This is a genomic window from Frankia sp. AgKG'84/4 (assembly GCF_023242965.2).
Lineage (GTDB): Bacteria > Actinomycetota > Actinomycetes > Frankiales > Frankiaceae > Frankia.
In genome coordinates this window covers 1-535 of the sequence record NZ_JALKFU020000723.1, presented here as the reverse complement: position 1 = coordinate 535, position 535 = coordinate 1, and the positions used below count along the sequence as shown (strand labels likewise).

The 535-nt window shown below is 77.6% G+C and carries 1 protein-coding gene; it reads right to left on the bottom strand.

The genetic code is table 11. From position 1 onward, the window contains the following. Positions 1 to 535, bottom strand: a 535-nt coding sequence (locus MXD58_RS24800) for a pyridoxal phosphate-dependent decarboxylase family protein (RefSeq protein ID WP_250610060.1), incomplete at both ends; no start/stop codon positions are given.

Below are 535 nucleotides of genomic sequence, written 5' to 3'. Positions count from 1 at the left end.
GCGTTGAGCACCCGCACCCCCGGCACGGCCCCCAGCTCGCGGGCGGCGTGTTCGGCGAGGTCGCAGCAGCGGTCCACCAGGTCCCGCAGGCCCGAGCGGCCCAGCGAGCGCAGCGCGGCGTAGACGGCGAACGTGCGGGCCCGGCGGCTGAACTCCGGCGTCCAGTCGACCGGGTCGAGCGCGCCGGCCGGGTCGGGCGGGAAGTAGTCCGCCGGGGTAGCCATGGCGGCGCGGTGAGCCCCCCGGTCGGCGACGAGTGCGATGCCGCAGTCGTAGGGCACGTTGAGCCACTTGTGCCCGTCCGTCGCCCACGAGTCGGCCTGCGCGGCACCGGCGACCAGGTCGCGCCGCCGCGCCGAGGCCGACACCGCGGCCCACAGCCCGAAGGCGCCGTCCACGTGCACCCAGGCACCGTGCTCGTGGCCGAGCGCGCACACCTCGGCGAGGGGGTCCACCGCACCGGTGTTCACCTCACCCGCCTGGGCGATGACGATCGTCGCCGGCCGCCCTGCCCGCCCGGTGGCGCCGCCGGGAC